Annotated in this window: 14 protein-coding genes; 3 read left to right on the top strand and 11 right to left on the bottom strand. The window is 42.8% G+C overall.

Going from position 1 to position 18,574, the window contains the following annotated elements; all coding sequences use genetic code 11:
* The first annotated feature begins 136 nt into the window (after positions 1-136).
* Positions 137-1,660, top strand: a complete 1,524-nt coding sequence (locus tag ABWP91_RS10215) for a hypothetical protein (RefSeq protein ID WP_353243178.1) — start codon at positions 137-139, stop codon at positions 1,658-1,660.
* 13 nt (positions 1,661-1,673) lie between these two features.
* On the opposite strand, the gene ABWP91_RS10220 is transcribed toward ABWP91_RS10215, so the two are convergent.
* The 11 genes from ABWP91_RS10220 to ABWP91_RS10270 form a co-directional block, all read right to left on the bottom strand.
* Positions 1,674-2,246, bottom strand: a complete 573-nt coding sequence (locus ABWP91_RS10220) for a UbiX family flavin prenyltransferase (RefSeq protein ID WP_353243179.1) — start codon at positions 2,244-2,246, stop codon at positions 1,674-1,676.
* A gap of 319 nt (positions 2,247-2,565) precedes the next feature.
* Positions 2,566-4,083, bottom strand: a complete 1,518-nt coding sequence (gene purF / locus ABWP91_RS10225; protein WP_219247176.1) for an amidophosphoribosyltransferase — start codon at positions 4,081-4,083, stop codon at positions 2,566-2,568.
* A gap of 14 nt (positions 4,084-4,097) precedes the next feature.
* Positions 4,098-4,601, bottom strand: coding sequence for a colicin V production protein (gene cvpA, locus ABWP91_RS10230; RefSeq protein WP_206082374.1), 504 nt, complete (start codon positions 4,599-4,601; stop codon positions 4,098-4,100).
* 178 nt (positions 4,602-4,779) lie between these two features.
* A complete protein-coding gene (dedD, locus tag ABWP91_RS10235; protein ID WP_353243180.1) occupies positions 4,780-5,427 on the bottom strand; it encodes a cell division protein DedD in 648 nt (215 codons plus the stop codon).
* Between the two features lie 5 nt (positions 5,428-5,432).
* Positions 5,433-6,722: a bifunctional tetrahydrofolate synthase/dihydrofolate synthase gene (folC, locus tag ABWP91_RS10240; protein ID WP_353243181.1), complete on the bottom strand. Its 1,290-nt coding sequence runs from the start codon at positions 6,720-6,722 to the stop codon at positions 5,433-5,435.
* Positions 6,712-7,683, bottom strand: coding sequence for an acetyl-CoA carboxylase, carboxyltransferase subunit beta (gene accD, locus ABWP91_RS10245; protein ID WP_353243182.1), 972 nt, complete (start codon positions 7,681-7,683; stop codon positions 6,712-6,714). The genes folC and accD overlap by 11 nt, the downstream gene beginning before the upstream one ends.
* A 104-nt stretch (positions 7,684-7,787) precedes the next feature.
* The gene (locus tag ABWP91_RS10250) at positions 7,788-8,474 is read right to left on the bottom strand and encodes a DedA family protein (RefSeq protein WP_273839202.1); all 687 of its coding nucleotides are present in this window, start codon (positions 8,472-8,474) and stop codon (positions 7,788-7,790) included.
* Between the two features lie 65 nt (positions 8,475-8,539).
* On the bottom strand, positions 8,540-9,355 hold the full coding sequence (truA, locus tag ABWP91_RS10255) for a tRNA pseudouridine(38-40) synthase TruA (protein WP_353243183.1): 816 nt from the start codon (positions 9,353-9,355) through the stop codon (positions 8,540-8,542).
* Positions 9,355-10,365, bottom strand: coding sequence for an aspartate-semialdehyde dehydrogenase (locus ABWP91_RS10260; protein WP_353243184.1), 1,011 nt, complete (start codon positions 10,363-10,365; stop codon positions 9,355-9,357). Before ABWP91_RS10260 ends, truA begins: the two co-directional genes overlap by 1 nt.
* A gap of 79 nt (positions 10,366-10,444) precedes the next feature.
* Positions 10,445-11,581, bottom strand: coding sequence for a 4-phosphoerythronate dehydrogenase PdxB (pdxB, locus tag ABWP91_RS10265; protein ID WP_353243185.1), 1,137 nt, complete (start codon positions 11,579-11,581; stop codon positions 10,445-10,447).
* Positions 11,582-11,659: 78 nt separating this feature from the next.
* Positions 11,660-12,481 carry a helix-turn-helix transcriptional regulator gene (locus ABWP91_RS10270; protein ID WP_353243186.1) on the bottom strand — a complete coding sequence of 274 codons (822 nt, stop codon included), beginning with the start codon at positions 12,479-12,481 and terminating at the stop codon, positions 11,660-11,662.
* Between the two features lie 101 nt (positions 12,482-12,582).
* On the opposite strand from ABWP91_RS10270, the gene ABWP91_RS10275 reads away from it, so the two are divergent.
* Both ABWP91_RS10275 and ABWP91_RS10280 read left to right on the top strand, forming a co-directional pair.
* The gene (locus tag ABWP91_RS10275; RefSeq protein ID WP_353243187.1) at positions 12,583-13,503 is read left to right on the top strand and encodes a DMT family transporter; all 921 of its coding nucleotides are present in this window, start codon (positions 12,583-12,585) and stop codon (positions 13,501-13,503) included.
* Between the two features lie 365 nt (positions 13,504-13,868).
* Positions 13,869-18,536 (top strand): tetratricopeptide repeat protein, encoded by a 4,668-nt coding sequence (locus ABWP91_RS10280; protein ID WP_353243188.1) that lies wholly within the window; start codon positions 13,869-13,871, stop codon positions 18,534-18,536.
* Positions 18,537-18,574 lie beyond the last annotated feature (38 nt).

An 18,574-nucleotide genomic window follows, 5' to 3' on the forward strand; every position in this document is an offset into this window, starting at 1 on the left:
TATACAGATGCTTTATGCAAATCATCTACATTTATGTCTATTACATATAATAAATACAAAATCATTGAGATTTGAAAGATACAAATTGAAAACATAAGTATGGTATCTATTCGTTAGATAAATTAAGGATGCCATCATGCCTGCTAAAACAACTTCATTAAATAAAATACCCTTTACCCAATCAAAATTTTTAAATTTTTTACAAAAAGATCATTCTAGGTTTTTCCAAGAAAACATTCTAAAAATTTCAAATTCAAAAGAATCTTTCGCCGGCTTTTGTTATGGTGCCTCTGTTAAATTCTTACACTATAGTGATAAAGGTTTAGAGCAAGACTATATCGATATTTACAATAAATACTTAGATAATGTTAAAACTAACAACGCGATGATACAAAAAAAACGTTGTGATTTAGCCATGACATCCGTTTCAGATTATAAAAAGTACACAGAAAAAAAATATGTCATTAAACAGGGAAATCAACTTCTCAAGGACATATTTTATATACAAAAATTACGATGCAATTCAGTAAACAATAATAATTTATCGCAGCCCATTCCATTATCTTCTCCAATACTTCGAGAGCCAAATTTTTTCAAACTAATAGATCTAGCCTTGGGTGAAAACCTTAAAAATTGTGTATGTACTGAAGATAGAATGCAAAAGGCAACTATCGCATCACTGTTATTAGAAAAGAAAGAATATGCAAAAAATTTATACACCTTAAATTCAACTGATGCATCAAGTTCAGGAACTGACACAAAAAAAGAAACACACAGTATTATTAACTCAAGCGATGATATCGAATCTAATCAACAGAAAATTAATAGACTAATACTTTCAATGTATATTGAAAAATATAAAAAAATAGAAAAAGAATGGGAGGACGTCAACAAAAAACAAAACTTGTCCACTAATATAAGACTACACAAAGTAAAAAATAGAATAACAAAATTAGATGATTTTATAAATTTTATTAAAACAGATAAAAACCAAAATCACATTATTTTAAGCCCAAACCATGCTTGTGCAATTAATGTTAAGAAAAGCAAACAAAATGAAACCTATCAATTCTTTGACCCAAATGAAGGTATTTACAAATCTAATAGCTTCGATGAATTCACTAGCTTCCTAAAAAATTTTATGGATAAACATCAGGAATATAAATTTATAAAAGACAGCGACTCTAATTATCAACTCTCATTTATTAAACTTAATAGAACAGCCCCAAGTTCAGATAAATATAATAAAAAAAAGGTTTTTGATAGCAATTTAAAAACAAACAAATTACTGGCATTAGATAACTTTGAGGCCGTATTCAAAAGAAAATCATTCAAAAATTTGATACCAAAAAATAAAACCTATCGCATTGTACACCGTCATTTTGACAAGGAAAATCACCTCGTCACATTAGCATTTCATTACACCAAATCCAATAACCATAAGCAAAAAACCATCTATTCGTCGAACATTGTTACCCCGATCCTTCATCAAGTTATACAGAGTAACCTAGCACTATTGAAAAAAACGGATGAGGACATTTTTATTGATAATAAAGGCAATATTTACCCTGTTGCAGCTGATATCTCTGTGGGTAATTTTAATCTTAATACTGACCCTAGTGTTATGTTTGGCTCAAAAACACTTAATAGCCAAGTATAAATACTGTCTTAATTTATTTGGCACCTTGCCAGCGATTAAATAAATCCTGCTCAAGTTCAATATCAAATTGGTCAAGAACGCGGTTCACCGTTTGGTTAACAATATCTTGAATAGTTTGTGGTTGATGATAAAACGCTGGCATGGGTGGCATAATCACCGCCCCCATTTCAGCCGCTTGCACCATTAATTTCAAATGCCCGACATGCAGTGGTGTTTCACGTACTCCAAGGACTAATTTCTTGCCTTCTTTGAGCACGACATCCGCCGCCCTTGTCACTAAGGTGTCAGTATAGCTATGAACAATGCCAGAAAGGGTTTTCATGGTACAAGGCATAATCACCATGCCTGCGGTGCGAAATGACCCCGATGAAATGGCCGCTGCAATATCACGGCTATCGTAGTTGTGGTCAGCAAGTTGCTGCACGTCTTTCACGCTGTATTGGGTTTCTAGCGCTAATGTTTGGCGGGCAGCGGCGCTCATCACTAAATGGGTTTCAACCTGTTCGACAGGTTTCAGGACCTCAAGCAACCTGACGCCATAAATTGCACCACTCGCCCCAGTTAACCCAATAATCAGTTTTTTCATTTCTCTGCCCAATCCACGGTAATTTCTGAAGATTATATACTAAATTACGTGCGGTTGTTGGCGTCGATTAGAATAATCAACATGCTAGAAATGTTGTTTGCTACAAAGCAAAAATAAATTTTATTTTGAGTTTAATGGCAGCCTAGAAATGCCAACCTTAATCCTCTCAAGATTTTAGGTTGTCGCAAGACGGCAGGAACAATTCTCTAAATATACAGCTAGGCGGCAAACAAATGAGCCCCTAGGAGCGTAGATAACTACGTGACTAGGGCGAATTTGTGAAGCCAACAAAGCTGTAGTTCAAACTATGACGAGAATTTTAGCCTTCGTTGTAGATTTCCAAATCCTCGACTTCACTCTTATCTTTCAACTTCAGCTCGTCGTCTTTGCGCAAGTTTTCCAGATAATCTAAATAACTTTGGTCAATGTCTTTGGTGACATAAATGCCATCAAAGACAGAACATTCAAACTCGGTAATCTCTGGGTTTTCTTCTTGAACGGCTGCTACTAAATCCGTTAAATCTTGGAAAATTAGCCCATCTGCGCCAATTAATTTGCGAATTTCATCCACTTCACGGCCATGAGCAATTAGCTCGTTCGCATTTGGCATATCAATGCCATACACGTTTGGGAAGCGTACTTCCGGCGCTGCTGAGGCAAAATAGACGTTCTTAGCACCCGCTTCGCGTGCTAATTCAACAATTTGCTCAGATGTTGTGCCACGCACAATAGAGTCATCGATTAATAACACGTTTTTGTCACGAAACTCAGCACGGTTAGCATTCAGTTTACGACGCACCGATTTACGACGCTCTTGTTGACCCGGCATGATAAACGTACGGCCAACATAACGGTTTTTAACAAAACCTTGGCGATAAGGTTTATTCAGGATATGAGCGATTTCTAAGGCAATATCGCAAGAGGTTTCTGGGATTGGGATCACCACATCGATGTTAAGATCTTCCCACTCACGCGCAATTTTCGCACCGAGTTTTTGCCCCATACGCAGCCTTGCGTTATACACCGACACTTTGTCGATAAAGGAATCTTGGCGAGCAAAATAGACGTATTCAAAAATACATGGTGTCAATTGTGGGTTGTCAGAGCATTGGCGTGTGAATAATTGGCCTTTCTCTGTGACATACACGGCTTCACCCGGGGCGACATCACGTAAAAACTCAAAACCAAGAGTATCGAGCGCGACGCTTTCAGAGGCAACCATGTACTCATGTTCACCATTTTCGGTAATACGGCGGCCTAATACTAACGGGCGAATACCGTGTGGGTCACGGAACGCTAACATGCCGTGACCGATAATCAGGGCGACACAAGCGTAGGCGCCACGCAGTTTTTTGTGCATCGCAGCCACTGCACTAAAGACGTTGTCTGGCTCAAGGGGGAAATGGTCAAATCTGTCCAGCTCATACGCCAGCACGTTGAGTAAAATCTCAGAATCCGAGGTCGTATTGACATGGCGGCGTGCCGTTTCAAACAAACTCCGAGTGAGTTCGTGTGCGTTTGTCAGATTACCATTATGAGCAAGTGTGATACCAAAGGGTGAGTTCACGTAAAAAGGCTGCGCTTCAGAAGCACTGGAACTGCCTGCGGTTGGGTAACGAACATGCCCTAACCCCATGCAACCTTGTAACCGAAGCATATGACGCGTTTCAAACACATCTTTCACAAGGCCATTCGCTTTACGTAAACGAATATTATTTTTGCCATCAATGGTGGCAATACCTGCTGCATCTTGCCCACGGTGCTGAAGCACTGTTAGAGCATCATAAATTGATTGGTTAACTGGTGTAACACCAGCGATCCCGACAATACCGCACATTTGGTCTTTCCTCATCAGCCAGACGGAGAGATGTTCTCCGGTAGGAAACTTGACGCATTTTGCAGGTAGTCAAAAAACCACCTGATAATATGACTGAACTGTGGAATAAATTCTGAGCGCTGCCAATCCTCACTTTGAGGAAGTGGTGTAAAAGTATCGAGAAAGAACAACAAAGCCGATACAATCAACACACCACGCAGAGCACCGAAGCAAATCCCCAGAACACGATCTGTGCCTGATAAACCCGTTTTTTGCACTAAAGAGCTAATCACATAGTTCACCACCGCGCCCACAATTAATGTGGCAATAAATAATGCGGCGATAGCAATGCCATTTCGCACCAGTACATCCTCAAAGCGGGTAAAGTAGTCCGCTAAATAAGGGTAAAATGTACTTGCGACAAAAAAAGCACAGCCCCATGTCACCAGTGATAGTGCTTCACGAACAAAACCACGGATCAAGCTAACCAGTGCCGAGAAGCCAATAATGGCGATAATTGCGTAATCTATCCAGACCATATTTCATCCAAAATTTGCACTCACGACATCAGCGAAGTGCATTCTAACAGAAAACGAAAACGTTTGCGTAACCATTTTTCTATCAATTTACAAAAAATAGCGGCGAAAAGAAAAAATCATAATCGCCGCAGTAAGTTACTAAATCCCCTTACCTTTTAGGGATTATTGTGTCTATTTATTAGGGTTTAAATGTTTGAATTATCCCTTTTGTCCCTGTAATCGCGTTAAGTTCAGGAAGAGCAGCTTCTAGCTTCTCCCTTGAGGCCTCTGGCCCGACATAAATACGCGTGAGTTTATTGTTCACGGGCTTCGCTGGAACGGTATACACTTGGTAACCCGATAGCCGTAACTTCGCCACAATCTCCTCAACCTTGCTGGCATTATTCAATGCAATGACTTGAACCACAAACGCTTTGCCTTGGGGCTCAGGTTTCACCTCTGGTTTCGGTTCAGGTTTCGGCTGTGGTTTTGGTTCCGGCTTAGGTTCTGGTTTTGGTTCTGGTTTTGGTTCTGGCTTCGGCTCAGGTTTTATTGGCTCGACTGTCGCAGGGACATTTGCCGCCACTTGTTCATTTTGCTGCTGGGTAATTGCCTCTGATAACATGGCCTCAGAAGCCCCTTCCGAAGAAGCACTCGCGCTATTATGTGCTAATGGTGCAATCGCTTCGATATCTTCTTCATCACCCGGTTTCGGGATAATAGGAATGGCCGCAAATTCATTTTCATTATATTTCTTATCGCCATCAAGAAGCGCAGGAAGTACGATGACCCCTGCGGCAACCAGAACAATGACGCCAGCAAGACGATTTTGAAATTTACTAGCCACCAGCGCTATCCTTTTTGGTTTTCTAATAACATCATGACATGAGCGACGGTGTGGAATGACCCACAGACCACAATCACGTCTTGTTCTTGCGCATCAACACAGGCTTGCTGCCACGCTTTTTCAACACAATCAAACATATGGGCTTTAGCGACATGTTGGCTCAACTGAGTCACGTCAGCCCCTCTAAATTCAGTCAGCGGCGCAAGATACCAATCTGTCACCTGCTGCGATAAACACTCAAGGGTGCCTTTAATGTCTTTATCGCCAAGCATTCCAACAACTGCACGAATACGGCGACCTTCAACCACAGGTAAGCCAGCTAATTTGCTGACTAAATACCCTGCTGCGTGAGGGTTATGCGCCACATCCAAAATCATTAATGGCTTCTCACCAATAATTTGGAAACGCCCTGGTAATTGGGCTGATTGCAAACCTTGATGAATAGCAGTATCTGTGATTTTTTTTGCTATATCCGCATCAATTTGCAGTAAACAGCTAATCACGCCTAACGCTGTTGCAGCATTTGCCAGTGGTACATTCGGTAATGGCAAGTTATGCCACTCACGTTGTGAACTTTGCCAAGACCAGCTCGCTGCTTGCTCACTGTATTGCCAATCGACGCCACGACGGAACAGCATCGTGCCAATTTTATCAGCATATTGCCCAATCGAGTCAGGCATATCAGGCTCACCCACCACACCGTAATGGCCTTGGCGAAAAATACCTGCTTTTTCATGGCCGATATGTTCACGGTCAGAACCCAGCCAATCGGTATGGTCGAGTGCAATGCTGGTAATGGCCGCTATATCTGCATCCACCACGTTGGTGGCATCTAAACGCCCACCTAAGCCCACCTCTAAGATAACGATATCTAGTTTAGCTTGCTTAAATAATTGTAGTGCAGCCAACGTGCCATATTCAAAGTAAGTGAGCGAAATATTTTCACGCTGCGCTTCAATAGTGGCGAAAGCCTCGCAGAAATCGGACTCAGTAAGTTCTTGCCCCTGAATACGTACACGTTCAGTGTAGCGCACTAAATGCGGAGAACTATACACCCCCACTTTTAACCCCGCTGCCATCAAAATAGATTCCAGCGTATGGCAAGTGGTGCCTTTTCCATTGGTGCCTGTAACGGTGATAACTCTAGGAGCAGGTTGCGTCAGGTTCATGTGCCGAGCAACTTGGCCGACTCGTTCCAACCCCATGTCAATATTTTGGCTATGCAGGTCGGTGAGATAAGAAAGCCAAGCCTCCAAAGGAGACTTGGCTGTAGGAATGATTAGATTACTCATCATCTTTTTTATGCTTTGCAGGATCCTTTTCTGGTTCTTCGGCATTGATCTCATCAATGGCATTCAGGTCGATTTCTACCGTTTCTGCCACAATGATTGGCGTTTCAGTGAAACTTGGTTTGTTGGTTAACATCGCCAAAATTTCAGCCAGACGATCACGCATTTCAGGGCGACGAACGATCATATCGATGGCGCCTTTTTCCAGTAAGAATTCACTGCGTTGGAAACCTTGTGGCAGTTTTTCACGCACAGTTTGTTCGATAACACGCGGACCTGCGAAACCAATCAACGCTTTCGGTTCTGCCACGTTGATATCACCTAACATGGCTAAACTTGCTGAAACACCGCCCATGGTTGGATCAGTTAACACGGAGATGTACGGTAAACCGCGCTCTTGCATTTTTGCTAAAGCCGCACTGGTTTTCGCCATTTGCATCAGTGATAACAAGGCTTCTTGCATACGTGCACCACCGCTTGACGAGAAACACACCAGTGGGCAGTTATCTTCCAGTGCTTGCTCTACCGCACGAACAAAACGTGCACCCACAACGGAGGCCATTGAACCGCCCATAAAAGCAAATTCAAACGCAGCAGCGACGACAGGCATCCCTTTTAAGGTCCCTTTCATCACGATCATTGCATCTTTTTCGCCAGTTTCTTTCTGTGCTGCGGTAATGCGGTCTTTGTATTTTTTTGAATCTTTGAACTTGAGAATATCTTTTGGCTCAAGTTCGCTACCAAGTTCTGTCGTAGAATTTTCATCAAGGAAAGTTTCTAAGCGCTGACGGGCATGGATACGCATATGGTGGTCGCATTTTGGACACACTGATAAATTGCGTTCTAATTCAGCACCGTATAAAACTTGCCCACAGCTATCGCATTTAGTCCAAACCCCTTCTGGGATATTGGCTTTGTGAGATTGGGTCAAGTTACCTTTCTTTAAAATTTTTTCAATCCAGCTCATTAATGGACCTTTTTGTCTGATTCACTCTGGTTATCACCAGTATGTAATTTTTTGCCATTAAACCACAATGATATCTCACTGTAGATAAAAACTTTTTAAACCACTTAGTGGTTATCGATTTTTTGCGCTGCCGCACGCTTTTCTTTTGCTGCAATTCGGCGATGACGAATAATTTCAACCACGCCCGGCAGAATTGAAACAAAGATAATCGCGACTATCAGTAATTTCAAATTCTTTTGTACGAACGGTAATTCACCGAAGAAATACCCTGCATAAGTGAATAATAATACCCAAATAAATGCGCCCGTCACATTATAAAATGCAAAGTGACGATAAGACATTTTGCCCATTCCTGCAACGAAAGGTGCAAAAGTTCTGACTATCGGCACGAAACGCGCCAGTATAATCGCTTTACCACCGTGTTTTTCATAAAACGCATGGGTTTTATCTAAATAGACTCGACGAAAAATCTTTGAATCTGGATTTTTAAATAATCTTTCCCCAAAAATACGCCCAATCGTATAGTTTACTGCATCGCCAATGATCGCCGCAGTAATCATTAACGCCACCATTAAATGTACATTGAGGTCATTACTGTCTAAGGACGAAATGGCGCCCGCGACAAATAATAACGAATCCCCCGGCAAAAATGGGGTGACCACTAACCCTGTTTCGCAAAATAGGATCAGGAATAGAATACCATATACCCACGTGCCATAATCTCTGACCAGTTCAGCGAGGTGCACATCGATATGTAAAATAAAGTCGATAATAAAACTGATAAATTCCATATAATCCTCATTAATAATAGCATCCGTGCTATTTGCAGTAATTATGAGATAAAGTTAACGTCGATTTACATCAGTTCATCGTCAAGAAAAAGCGGCCCCATGACATTACTTGGGAGCGCAAATTTCTCTGGATAATCCACACTGACCAAATAGAGCCCTTCCGCTTTTGCCGTGGCGGCAGCTTTAGTTCGGTCTTTTAATTCAAGAAGATGAGCCATCCAATCAATATCTTGATTGCCACAGCCAATCTCCAGCAAACTACCAACAATATTTCTCACCATATGGTGAACAAACGCATTGGCTTTAATATCAACCACCACATAATTCCCGTGGCGGCTCACATTGACATGCATAACATTACGCCAAGGTGTTCTAGACTGACACTGGACAGCTCTGAATGAAGTGAAATCACGCTCACCAATCAGTGCCTGCGCCGCTTCATGCATCCGTTTTTCATCCAATGGATAATGAAAATGAGTTACACCACTGGATAAAATAGCGGGCCGATAACGGTGATTAAAAATCACATAGCGATAACGGCGTGCCGTTGCACTAAAACGTGCATGAAACTCATCATTTACAGGTTGACACCAACGTACCGCAATATCTGGCGGTAAGTGAGTATTCGCCCCCATCGTCCAAGCCGCTTCTTTACGCTCGGCCGAGGTTTCAAAATGCACCACTTGCCCTGTCGCGTGAACGCCTGCGTCTGTTCGCCCCGCGCAAAATACGCCAATCGGTTCAGCAGCAATTTTCGACAAAGCTTCCTCAAGGCAGCCCTGTACACTCTTCACTTCTTGTTGGCGTTGCCAACCAAAATACCGACTGCCGTTGTATTCAATTCCTAATGCGATACGGTGCAGCTTTGTTGACTCGGACATCAGTAAAACAGCTCCTGAGCCAGTTTTTCCGCCGTTTCAACCGCCATTAATGCCCCACCAAAACGCACGTTATCTGCCACTGACCAGAACTGTAAAATTTCGGGAATACCGTAGTCATTACGCACACAACCAATACTGAGCAGGTCGTTACCTGATGCATCTGTTACTTGCGTTGGATAATCGCCCTCTTCTGAGACCTGAATATCGTCAAAACGTTCAAATTCATCGTTCGCTTCTTCTGCACTGATTGGGCGTAGCGTTTCTAAATGGACAACTTGCGCATTACCATAGAAAACAGGGGATTGAATAAAGCTAACCGCGACAGGTAAACCCTCGTCCTGCAACACTTTACGCACTTGTTCAACTAAGCGACGTTCGTGCGCCACGCTGCTATCCATATCCGCCAACAATGGCAGCATGTTGAAAGCTAATTGCTTGCTAAAACGCCCTTCTTCCGCGGGAATACCGTTTAATAAACGTGCACTTTGCCCTGCAAGTTCATCGACTGCTGCTTTACCGTAGCTAGAAACAGACAACATATTGGTTAATGTGATTCGGCCTAAACCGGCGGCATCCACTAACGGTTTAATGGCTGTTAACAACTGGCTAACGGCGCTATCCGCTAACGAAATAATATTACGGTTACGGTAATCCGCTAATACTTGCGGGTTCACACCCGGCACAATTAATGGCACATCAGGTTCTTGGGCAAATACGCCGCTAGTATCAATCACGATGCAACCATCTTGTGCTGCGGACTCTGCATATTGCAGCGAAGCCGCTTCACCTGCCGCGAAAAAGGCCATTTGGGCTTGTGACCAATCGAAATCTTTGGCGTCGATAACTTGAATACTTTTGCCATTAACACGCACGCTCTCTCCCGCACTGCGCTCACTGGCCAGTAAATACAGCTCACCGACTGGGAATTCTCTTTCTTGTAACAGTGAAATTATCGCTTCACCCACAGCACCGGTTGCCCCCAATACTGCAATATTCCAACCTTCAGTCATGGCTATTCCTCTAAAAAATAAAAAACTAAATGACCTCAATAATTGAAGTCATTTAATCAGATGTTCATATTACTAAAATCTATGATGTGTGAATTAAACGCGCCTGAAAGCCGAGCTCGGTGAGCAAGGTGGCGGTTTGCGGGTCATCACAAATCACATTCAAGGATGACCATTCGCGGCGCTCTTGGTAATTTTTGCGCAGTTTATCAAATTCACCTTTGATGCCTGCAACGGCTCTTAATGCAGCATCATCACGGCGCACATCATACACTAGATGCACTAACCTTTTGAGCTGGTTTTGCGTTAATTTACCATTGAAAGTCAATTCGCTGATATCGGGTTTTGGCAGTAGCGATGAGAGGGTAACGTGCGCCGATCTGCCGAGAAACTGACAGTAAGCTTCATAAACTTGCGTCGTTCCTCGTGCTTTGCCCTCTAAGGTATAGCCTGCAATATGTGGCGTACCGATATCGACTAAACGGAGCAGGTCGGTATTTAAGTCAGGCTCTGGCTCCCAAACATCCAGTACCACACTTATTTTCTTTCCTTGCTGAAGTATAGCCAATAACGCTTTATTATCAACCACTTCCCCACGGCTAGCATTGATTAAAATGGTGCCTTCGCGCAAGTTTTCTAAGCGGGTTTTATCCATCAAATGGAAAGTTTGGTTTTCCCCTGCCATATTCAGCGGGGTATGGAAAGTCAACACATCAGCCTGAGCAAGCAGCTCATCAAAAGCCACAAATGGCCCTTCTTCGCCTTTTGCTGCACGTGGCGGATCGCATAAAACCGTTTTCACGCCCCATGCCTTTAAGCGTGTGGCTAAACGCCCCCCCACATTGCCAACACCAATGACCCCAACCGTTTTATCACGTAAATCAAAGTTGTCACGCTCAGCGAGCAGCAATAAAGCCGAAAACACATATTCCACCACCGCAATGGCATTACAGCCCGGCGCAGAAGAAAAACCAATATTGGCGCTGGATAACCATGCTGTATCCACGTGGTCAAAGCCCGCAGTTGCAGTGCCAACAAATTTAACCGGCGTCTTGTTCAGAAGTGATTCATTGACTTTGGTGATGGAGCGAACCATTAATGCATCTGCATCAATGAGTTCTTGTTCAGGAATTGGACGTCCCGGTACAGCTTTAACGTCGCCTAGCTCACTAAACAGTGCCTGAGCATAAGGCATATTTTCATCAACTAAAATTTTCACGCTGTGTGCCCCAATGATTGGTAATTTTGCTCTGTATCACAATATTTTGCCACGGTTTACCCCAGATGCCTACGAGAGTTAGCGCTCTAGGCTAAAGTTATCGTCCATTGCGAATTCTTTCACACGGAACCGGTCAGGTGTCACCCCAGAAATTTGTTGGAACATAGCAATAAATGCCGATGCGGAGCTATATCCCACATCCAACGCCACTTCATACACGCTTTTTCCGCGCTCTAAGCCAGCGACGGCATGTAAGTAGCGTAAGCGTTGCCGCCATTCACTAAATGACATACCGAGTTCTTGTTGGCAACGCCTTGATAACGTGCGCTCTGAGGTATAATAACGTTTTGCCCATTCCGCCAGCGTAGTGTTATCGGCGGGGTCGTTTTGCAGCTCTTGTAAAATCGGTGCTAAAAATTTGTCCTTGGTGGCGGGCAAATAGGTATCTTGGCATGGGGAAAGTGAAAATTGATCAATCAGGACATGGGCAAGGCGTAAATCTTGTTCCGTTTCGGGTTGAACAACACCTCGCTGGTACATATCCGTCATAATAGATTGAAATATCGTACTTAAACGAACCACACATGGGCGCTGAGCTAACACATCATTATATTCATGTGAGAAATCCACGATACGAAATTTGACACTTTCTTTATTAAAGCTAGCATGGGGGATATTCGCGGGGATCCAGATGCAAAATTCAGGCGGCGCTAAGTAGTGCTTTCCAGCCACTTCCATTTCCATAATACCGCACACCACATACAGCATCTGCCCAAAGGGGTGCGAATGTGATTTGTATTCGGTAAGTGCAGCGGTTTGTTCGTGGCGAAATGCAATAAGTTCAGGCTCGATAATATTGCATTCACTAATTTGCCAAATATCTAATTTTGAATTTCCCATGATACCTGTCTGAAAAGCGTTATCGATTGTCTGGTTATCAGTATATATAAAAAATCGGTCAGATGTATACTAGATCACATTCGATATGGGAGAATGTTTTAATGAAGAATTTGCTTTTTCCGCTAATTGCGGTTTTGTTATGGTCAATCAATGCCATTGTCAACAAAGCAGCGTCCACTGCTATTGATCCTGCGGCAATTTCCTTTTACCGCTGGGCACTTGCGTTAGTCGTTATGACCCCCTTTGTTCTGCGCTCAGTACTGCGCCACCACAAAGTGGTGATGAAACATTGGTGGCAATTAGCCATTTTAGGGGCGCTCGGGATGATGCTATACCAAAGCTTAGCCTATTATGCCGCTCACAGTGTCAGTGCCACGTTTATGGGGATTATGAACTCGCTGATCCCATTATTAACGGTCATTATCAGTATTTTTGTTCTGCGCGTGATCCCAACAGTTGGTATCGTTCTAGGCTCTGCGTTGTCGCTGTTTGGCTTATTGTGGTTGGTCAGTCAAGGCAATCCAAGTTCATTACTCTCCCACGGATTAGGCCAAGGCGAGTTAATGATGATTGTTGCCTCTGCGGCTTACGCCCTCTATGGCGTACTCACTAAACGTTGGTCAATTCAGCTCTCTAGCTGGGATTCGCTCTATGTACAAATTTTCTTTGGCGTCATTTTACTGTTGCCTAACTTCTTAATGGCGGATGATGTGGCCCTAAATAGCCACAACATTGGATTAGTTGTGTTTGCAGGGATTGCCGCCTCCATTATCGCACCCGCTTTATGGATCCAAGGTGTGATGCGTTTAGGGGCAAACACCACGTCCATATTTATGAATCTAGCCCCAGTATTCACGGCAATTATCGCTATTTTCGCCTTGGGTGAAGAGCTAAAAAGCTATCATTTAATCGGTGGAGGCGTGGTATTACTGGGTGTGATGCTAGCGCAGCAGTTACGTACCCCACTCACACAAATGTTCCGCCGTGAAAAAAAGGTGGTTCAAAAGGATAGTTGCCAGTAAAATAGAATTACAAAAGCAATAAAGCAATGTCGTCACTCATATGCCCCACATTGTGGGGCTATGTTTGAATAGTCCCTCTCAAAATAATCTATCTCTTTTTCTCACATCCTCATTTTTTTCGACTCTTTTTTGTCAGTCTTAATGCTTTGTGACATTTTAACATCACTCAGTTATTCATTATTTCCCTGCCATTGGTAAGCTCAAAGCCATCTTCTTGCGCATTGTAGACAAAATCCGATTGAATCTTCTCCATAAGCAATTAGACTTAAGCCAAACAAAATACCTCTTTAGTAGTATCAATCTAGGGTATGCACTAAACACAGGAGCGTGGCAAACAATCTGATAAGCCATGACAAGGAAAAACCATGACTAAGCAGCTTAAGATGGGTTTGTTTGCGTTGATAATAATAGCTATTGCAGCTGGTATTTATTTTATCAATTCATCAAGCCAATCCAACTCAGCCCAAGCTGGGTACGACTTATATCAACAAGGTGATACTAAAGCCGCTGTTGAGCAATTCCAAAAAAACGCCGATAACGATCCTCAGTCTGCGTATGCCTTAGCCATGATGTATAAAGATGGAATTGGTATTGAGCCTAATGATGAAGCTGCGCAGCGTTATTTAATCAAAGCCGCTGACGCTAATAATAAGAATGCACTCTATAACCTCGGTTATTACCGCTATAACCGTGAGATGGATGATACGCCAGAAGATAGAAGCGGTCTCACGTCACTAACTAAAGCCGCGGATTTGGGCGTTATCGAAGCGCAAGAGTTAGTGGGTAGCGTGTACATGGAGGACAGATACGACGAAATTCCTCAAGATATTAAACTGGCACGCCAATACTTTACCTTAGCCGCTGATCAAGGCTCCAACTTATCAAAATTTGCGCTGGGTTATATTGCCCATCAATTTGATAAAGACAATAAAAAGGCCGTTGAAATCTTAACGCCGCTGGTTAGCAAAGATTTCCCATTGCCTGCGATGCTACTAGCCACTATTTATGAAAACGGTGGCGATGGGATTGCACCAAACCCTGCATTGGCGAAAAAATACGAGCGCATGTCTTATTCCTCTACGTTAGATTTTATTTCCCAAAGCAATGATATAGAGCCAGCGCCTTTATCACTATACGGTTCGCAAACGGCTGAAGAAAAACAACAAGTCCTCGCCAATCTTGAAGAAAGAGCCAGTAAAGGTGAAGAATACGCCATTTACACGCTCTATCATAAATACAGTGAGGGTGAAGGCGTCAAACGCAGTGAATTGCGCGCCATGGCCTATTTGCGCCCTCTGATACAACAAAAGAAACCCAAAGCACTGTACCTAAGTTACCTTGCTGATAATAAAAAAATTAAAGCGCTCACCGAGGCTGCTGACCAGCAATACCCAGATGCAATGTATGAAGCTTATCGCGCTTATTCAGGTACTACTTTTAGTTCTGTTGACCGAGATGATGCCTTAGCCAACAAGTATTTAGCCGCTGCCGCCGATATTGGCCATCAAGAAGCGCTGATTACCATTACCCAACGCGCTATCTCTGACTATGATTTTCCGACGAAAAAACTCAATGAGACAGTGGAAAAATATTTACCCGAGTTAATGAAGAAGTACCCAAACTCAGCAAAGGCACAAATCCTTGCCAGCCAAGTTTATGGCACGGAAGGCAGTGTATTATATTCACCAGAAAAATCTTTTGAGGCAACAGTAAAAGCAAACCACATTCAGCCAAGTTATGAAACACAAATGCAGCTAGCTCGTGGTTATATTAATGGCTTCGGCACTGAAAAAAACCTCGAAAAAGCGACACAAATACTGAAAGATAACTTAGATTCACGGGGCTACCCATCCACCGCAGATCGCATGTTAGTCCATTTATACTATCGTTATGATATTAAAGCATTTGTGGATGAAAAAACGATTATCGATATCTTAAAAAAAGACGTGATTGAACGTGATAATGATGCATTAGCGCATTATTATGCGGATTATTTACTGCGCCAAGATGCAGAAAGCAATAAAAAGTTAGCCTTTGAACTGTATGAGAAAGCAAGCAAATACGACTATAACGGCCGTGTCTATTACGCTGCTGCCCTGCTTAAATATCAACCCACTGAAACCGATACCATCGCCAATATACTGGTGGATTTACTGAGCTCGTCTCGTGCGAAATCCGAGTTAACCCCCGAAGAACTTGTCATGGCCTATGATATTCTTTTTAAAACAGGCCTAAACCGTCGTGATACTAAAACATTACTGGTTCACGTAGCGGTCGATGAGAAAAATGCCGAAGCACAAAAATTGATCGAGCCACTGATTGGTAAAGACGCAGATATCACTTATCAATATGGTATAACCCAACTCACAAACCTAAAGAATGTTAGCGCGCTCACCAATGACGAACTCAAACCTTACTACGAGACTATTTTAAACGCGGCAGATTTAGGCAGCACATCTGCAATGTTATACATTGTGCAAAACCTTGACCGCGTGAATTACATCAATGATAAGGCTTATTATAAAGACCGCTTCCAAGCCATCTCTGGGTTAACACCCGATGACCTCGTCCCACAATATAAACGTTGTGCAGCATTAGGCAGTAACCGCTGCTTATATGAACTGGGTGAAATCTACCAAAAAGGGGATTACGGGGAAGATGCAAACTATGACCTCGCGATGGAGTATTACAACAAAATCTCCGACCCTGATTTCAGTTTTTTAAAATCACGTAAGAGAGAAATTGAAAAAGCAAGAGCCTCGTTTATTACCATTCAGGCCAATGCAAAGAACAATGACGCTGATGCGATTCGCACCCTCGCCAATGCGTATAAATTCGGAAATTATGGGCAAAAAGTCGATAAGCAAAAATGGCTGGAATACTTAGCGAAAAGCGCCAAACTGAATAATGAAACGGCACTTGAAGAGCTGATTGACTATTATAATGAAAATACCGAACTTCTGAGTGCGAATAAAAGCAAAATCATTGGTTATTATGACCAACTCGCCGCCCTTGGTAGTCAAAACTATACCCGCGAACTGGCTCACCAATATTTAAATGGTAGTCCGTTAGTCCAAGCTAATCGCCAAAAAGCCCGTGAATACTATCTAAAATCAGGGAGTTGGGGAAACGAATATATCAAATACATGGATGACTTTGATATTGGCATGAAAACGCTAAATGAAAATGCAACCGCAAAATACAAGGTTGGCCGTGCCTATTTGTATGGTAACGGTGTGAAAGAAGACCGCCAGCAAGCCAAGAAATACTTGAAAATGGCCAGTGATGAAGGAAACGATAACGCCATCATTCTGTACAGTGAAATACTGTATATGGGCGAGCTTTCAGCCGATAAGAAAACGCTGATTGTTGAACCAAATTGGGATGAAGCCATTGTTTACTTGAGAAAGTATTCTAACCCGAGCCGTGTTGAAGAATACACAAAACTGTATGACACCACCGTCGTCCCTGCACAAAATGGCGATGTGGCGGCCGCTGGTCAATTAGGGGATTGGTATAAATCCCGTGGCCGCGCCTCAGCCGCGCAACTTTGGTACAAAAAAGCCATCGCAGGCGGTAACCTTGCGGTTTACCCATCTCTAGACAATGTGACCGAAAGTAGCCAAGCAAAACGCCAAAATTACCTTGATGGTGCAGCAAGGAGTGACCTGTTCTCTAAAGTGCAGCTCGCAGGTGATTACCTGTATGATAGCAGCATCCTCTTCGAGTCTGACGAATACAACACGGCTATCCAATACCTGCAAGAGGGGATGAAATCTACTGATGGCGAACTTTCAAAACAAGCGTTTAATTCCTTAGCGAACTTGTACCAAAAAGGTATTCGCAGCGAAAAGAACGACCTTAATCGTAGCAAAGATGATAAGAAATACTTTGCTTTACTGGAAAGTGAAGCCCAAAACCGCCCTGACGCCCTCAAACGTTTGTATCATTATTACGCCAGTAGTGATCCACAAAAAGCGTTAGAGTATCTGGAACAGGCCTATAAACAAGGGGATATGGGGGCAATCAAAATGCTCTATGAAATAAATTCCCCAGGGCGCTACTGTTCCAATAGCCGTAATGCGGATATGGATAAAGCAAGCACCTACCTGAAAGAATGGTTGGAAAAAGGCAAGTTCGAGAAAAATACGGATAGAAGCTATATTCAAGAACCTGAGGATTTATCTCGTGCCATGGGCGACCTCTATCTCGAAGGTGAATGTAGCGTTGAGCAAGACCTCGATAAAGCCATTGAATGGTTTGAAATCTCCTTGAAATATAACGATAAATATGCCCTTGATAGCCTCTATGATGCCTACACTCGTAAAAATGATGCCAAACACGCGTATTACATCGCGTTAAAATTGGAAAAAGACACTGACAAGATTGAGTTGCTGAATAACCTTTCAGCGGAAGATAAGCAAGAAATTGATAAACGCTTTAAAGAAGAACAAGACTTCCAGAAATATGGCCGTTTTGTCGACCAAATTGAAGCGAAGCGTGTGAAAGCTGAAGCGGGCGATAAAATGGCTGCGTTCTCGTTAGGGATAAATTACGCACGAGGCGAAATGGTCCCTGAAGACACGCAAAAAATGATTTACTATTATGAACTTGCTGGGAAAAATGGCTACCCAAGAGCCTACAATATTTTAGGTAACCTATACCGTAAAGATAACGAGCGTGGACTTGAAAAGGATTTTGCAAAAGCCCTGTATTATTTTGATTTAGGCGCCCAACAAAATGACAGTAATACCGCACACTTAGCCGGAGATATGCTCTACTTCGGCCAAGGCATGCCAAAAGATTACGTCCGAGCAGCCAAGTACTATGATATGACCAACTTAGAACAAGGGGCTCACCATGCTATGGCAAAATACAAACTTGCCTATATGTACTATAACGGTTGGATTGGTACCAAAAGCAAAGAAGATATGCAAAAAGCCCATGATTACCTTGAGTTAGGGGCTAAATACCAAGACAAAGACTCCATCAATGCCTTACAAAAATGGGATTTTAGTGCACTGAAAAAATAGATGGTAGAAATAAGGGCGCTCAATGAATAGCGCCCTAT

Source organism: Providencia sp. (assembly GCF_040396775.1).
Lineage (GTDB): Bacteria > Pseudomonadota > Gammaproteobacteria > Enterobacterales > Enterobacteriaceae > Providencia.